This window comes from Mesorhizobium sp. M7A.F.Ca.CA.001.08.2.1, assembly GCF_003998455.1.
Lineage (GTDB): Bacteria > Pseudomonadota > Alphaproteobacteria > Rhizobiales > Rhizobiaceae > Mesorhizobium > Mesorhizobium ciceri.
The window spans coordinates 1-3,915 of record NZ_RZPW01000609.1; the positions used below are offsets into that span (position 1 = coordinate 1).

At 62.8% G+C, this 3,915-nt stretch carries 5 protein-coding genes; all 5 read right to left on the reverse strand.

Annotation, left to right across the window (positions count from 1 at the left end):
- Nucleotides 1-685 (reverse strand): EamA family transporter (locus EN914_RS27360; RefSeq protein ID WP_127389383.1); only part of this gene is annotated, 685 nt, incomplete at its 3' end.
- Nucleotides 682-1,263, reverse strand: coding sequence for a TetR/AcrR family transcriptional regulator (locus tag EN914_RS27365; RefSeq protein WP_024504299.1), 582 nt, complete (start codon nt 1,261-1,263; stop codon nt 682-684). The genes EN914_RS27365 and EN914_RS27360, both read right to left, overlap by 4 nt.
- A 134-nt stretch (nt 1,264-1,397) precedes the next feature.
- Complete coding sequence (locus EN914_RS27370; RefSeq protein WP_013532490.1) at nt 1,398-1,850, reverse strand: hypothetical protein; 453 nt, start codon at nt 1,848-1,850, stop codon at nt 1,398-1,400.
- Nucleotides 1,851-2,044: 194 nt separating this feature from the next.
- On the reverse strand, nt 2,045-2,899 hold the full coding sequence (locus EN914_RS27375; RefSeq protein WP_024504300.1) for a 23S rRNA (adenine(2030)-N(6))-methyltransferase RlmJ: 855 nt from the start codon (nt 2,897-2,899) through the stop codon (nt 2,045-2,047).
- A 62-nt stretch (nt 2,900-2,961) separates the two neighbouring features.
- The gene (locus EN914_RS27380) at nt 2,962-3,567 is read right to left on the reverse strand and encodes a hypothetical protein (protein ID WP_013532492.1); all 606 of its coding nucleotides are present in this window, start codon (nt 3,565-3,567) and stop codon (nt 2,962-2,964) included.
- Between the last annotated feature and the right edge of the window lie 348 nt (nt 3,568-3,915).

A 3,915-nucleotide genomic window follows, 5' to 3' on the forward strand; every position in this document is an offset into this window, starting at 1 on the left:
GTCCGAGCGCGAAGGCCGCGACCACGACACCGTAGGCCAGAAGTGCAAACAGGCCGCCGCCCAGCGCCTTCCAGGTTTCCGGCGCACCCAGGTCGACTGTGAGCCGGCCACGGCAGGCGACGAAGGCCGCCGGCAGCAACGCGCCGTAGATCAGCAGCACCCATGCGGTATAGGCGCCGGCGTTTCCCGCCGCCCGAACGCCGAGCGCATCGACCGTCGCATAAGCGGCGATGATCGCTCCCGTTGCCAGCGCATAGAGTATCGATGTCGTGGCGGCCCTGCCCCTTCCGAGAGAAAGGCCCATGATGCCGCCCGCGACCAGCGCGACACCGATGGTCTGCGGCAGAGTGAGCTGCTGGTTGGCCAGGAAGAACCCGCCGAGCGTGACGAGCAGCGGCACGCTGCCGCGAACGATCGGATAGACCTGTCCCAGCTCGCCATATCTGTAGGCGGCCACCAGAAACAAACTGTAGCCAACCTGCAGGCAGGCCGAGAGCACAATGTAGGACCAGGCCGGCGCGGCCGGAAGGGCGTGGAAGAAGGCTAAGGGGATGGCGAGCGCCGTACTGGAAAAGCTCATGACGGTGACGGTCCACAACCTGTCGGCCCCCGTGCGCAGGAACGCGTTCCAGGTTGCGTGCAGGATCGCCGCAAACAATGCGAGCCCGATGACCAGCGGGCTCATTGGGACTTACGCGAAGCAGCGACGATGCCCATGGCCGCCTTGCGGGCGTCGCGAATGGCGGCGTCGGCCGGCCCCATCTGCGCCAGCAAGGTCGCACCTTCGATCAGCATAAGCAGTGTCGCCGCCACGCTTTCGGCGCGGCCGCGCGGCATCATCTCTTCGAGGATAGACCGCATGCGCCGCTTGAGGCCGTTCTTCTGCCTGACAACGGCCTTGAAAACCGGATGCCCGGGATCGCCGAACTCGGCCAATGCATGAGCGAACAGACAGCCATGGAAATCGGCGCTGCGGAACCAGCGTGCATGCCAGTCAAAGATCCTTCCGATTTTCTGTTCCGGCGGAATGCCCTCCTGGGCGAGCCGGTCGAGCTGGCGGTCGAAACGCATAGCGCGATAGTCGAGCACCTCGACGATCAATTCGTCCTTGCTGGGGAAGTGGCGATACATCGTCATCTTGGCCACATCGGCTTCGGCGATGATCCGGTCGATACCCGTCGCATGGAAACCGGCGCGCTTGAACAGCACGTAGGCCGTTTCAACGACGTGCTGGCGCTTATCGGAAACGGGCGATGGTGTCACGGCGCATACCGAGTGATGAGACAGGTCTGTCTCATATCTATGCGACGGATCGCGCCAGCTGTCAACGCAGCACGAAAAACGCCTGCAGCCGATCAAGCCACAGGCGCGAAAGAGATTGGAAGGGGAAACCGGGTTTAGCGCAGAATGCGGCAGCGGCCGTTGTAGACCATCCAGCGGTCGAAGCCCGAGACGCAGAATTCGACATTGTCGCCGATCGAGGCAAAGCCCTGGCCTTCCTCGATCAGGTACCAGATGGTGCGATCGCGGCCGTCGGACAGGCTGACGGTGGCCCCGCAATAACGGCGACCGATCGGCCAGGTATCGTCGGCCGCCAGATAGCGATGCTGGTGAATGCGCCGGAAATCGGTGATCTGCACATCCGGCAGATGTGGCACGTGATGCACCTGATAGGAAAAGCGGCTGGTGATCTTGTTCAGTACCCAAGGCTGACCGCAGACCCCGCTGTCTTCATCGGAATAGACCGTAAGATCGGCGGCCTGCACGGTCTGGGTGATACCGAGAGGCGCGGCAAGCGGGGTGCAGAGCGAAATCAGGGCGGCAAGAGCGGATTTGGCGAAGCGAGTCATGGCAGCCTCTCAAGGTCGATTGTGCGCACTGTGCGGATTCGCTCGGCGGCGGTCAAGCGGTTGCGTTGACAATGGTTTCCCAGTTTGAAACTGCTTTTTGACCAAAGCCGAATTTACACGGCACCGGAATGGCTCTGGCACGTTCATGCCCGGATCCAAAAGAGCGCGGGTCCCGGGTCGTCAATGAGCCCGCCTCAAGCCTGCTCGCCGGCCAGCCATTCCAACGACCAGTGTGCCGGCCGCCCCACCGCAAGCAGCCTGTGCAGGGCCGGCAGCAGCGTCCGCAGCTCGCCCTCCAGCGTGAACGGCGGATTGACCACCAGCAGACCGCTGCCGTCGAGGCTGGGTTCCAAAGAGGCCGGCCTGATCTCGAATTCGATGTCGAGCAGCTTCGGGATGCCCGATTGCTTCAGCGCCTTGCGGAAAGCGATGATCGCCTTGCGGTCCTTGATCGGATACCAGAGCGCGTAGATGCCGCCTGGCCAGCGCTTGTGCGCCCTTATGAGCCCGTCGACGAGGCGATCGAACTCACCCGCTTCCTCGAATGGCGGATCGATGAGAACAAGGCCGCGCTTCTCCTTCGGCGGCAGATGGGCGCCGAGCGCGAGCCAGCCATCGAGTTCGATGATCCGGGCCTGGAAATCGCCGGCAAAGAACGTCCTCAGCCTCGCGGCATCCTTGGGGTGCAGCTCGATCGCGGTCAGCCTGTCCTGCTTGCGCATGAGATGGCGCGCAATCAACGGCGAGCCCGGGTATTTCTGGATGCCACCCTCAGGGTTGAGCGACCGTATTGTCTCCAGATAAGGCGCGAGCAGTGCTGCCACCGGCGCGGCAAACGGGGCATCGATCAGCCTGCCGATGCCGCCTTGCCACTCACCCGTCTTCTGCGCTTCGGCCGACGACAGATCGTAGCGGCCAATGCCGGCATGGGTGTCGACGACCCGAAACGCCTTGTCCTTCTGCTTCAGATACTCGAGCAAGCGCGTCAGCACGACATGCTTGACGACGTCGGCGAAATTCCCGGCATGGTAGGCGTGGCGGTAGTTCATCGTTTTGTGCCGTTATGCATGTCGTTGTCCCAAAACCGCTGCACACTTTTGGGCGACATGCATCAGCCCCTGCCCCAGCGCGGCGGTGGCGGCTGAGAGTTCGGATTTTCCGGCCGACCGCCTCGAGTGCGCAAGGTCAGCAAAAATCCGATCAGGCCGATCGCCATCAGCGCGAAGCCGACCGGCCGTGCACGGCTGTCGATCTCGCCTGCGCCGGAGCGCAGGATGAGATCGACAGCCCGCATCGGTATGTCGTCGGCATCACCCGGTCCGACGGTGAAGACGTAGGGACCCGGGCTGACGGTCGCGATGACGCCGGCCTCGTCGCGAAAGATCTTGTCGGGCAGTTGCGGGCTGGCCTGGCGAGGATTGTCGGAATGGTTGAACTGCAGCGTCGAGGCGAGCACCGTGCGGCCATTGCTGGCGGCGGTCAGCGTCAGCACGGTGCGCTGCTGCGAGACGATGCGCTCGGCTCTTGCGGTCAGGTCGACCAGCACCCGCACCGGCGCATCGCGGCCGGAGAGCGGCACCGTCAGCGGCTTGAAACGGCCTTGCTCATAGACCCGCCAGGTGCCGATCTCGTGCCCGGAGAAATTGCTCATCGCCCAGGGATAGATGACACCGACGCCGGCGCCGACAAGCAGGATCAGGACAAACAGAAAGCGCATTCACATCACCATGGCGTATCGTAACCTTGCCAATAGCGCCCCGACGGCCAAAAGGCGATGGCCAGTTGCGGCAGCCACCCTGGAGGTGGACCGTGCGGGGTGCGAGCGCAACCAGCTTGGCGGCGTGGCTGCGCAACAATGCCGATAACGTTCTACCTATGCGCTCAAAAATTAAGCCGTGTATTTCGCGCGCCGCGCTGAATATTGCTGTCGGCTCATTCTTGGCCGTTCTTGCTGTCAGGTTTTGATTCTACCTCAAGGGACAGCTTGCCGCGTCCGGCAACATATTGACGTCGATCGAGCCAATATGCTGATTCATAAACAGGATTTGCCTTGTGCGCCATGCTT

Bases quoted from the DNA above. Each gene is read 5' to 3' on its own strand.
- EN914_RS27370 (WP_013532490.1), bottom strand. From the start codon at position 1,850: ATGACTCGCTTCGCCAAATCCGCTCTTGCCGCCCTGATTTCGCTCTGC.
- EN914_RS27375 (WP_024504300.1), bottom strand. From the start codon at position 2,899: ATGAACTACCGCCACGCCTACCATGCCGGGAATTTCGCCGACGTCGTC.
- EN914_RS27380 (WP_013532492.1), bottom strand. From the start codon at position 3,567: ATGCGCTTTCTGTTTGTCCTGATCCTGCTTGTCGGCGCCGGCGTCGGT.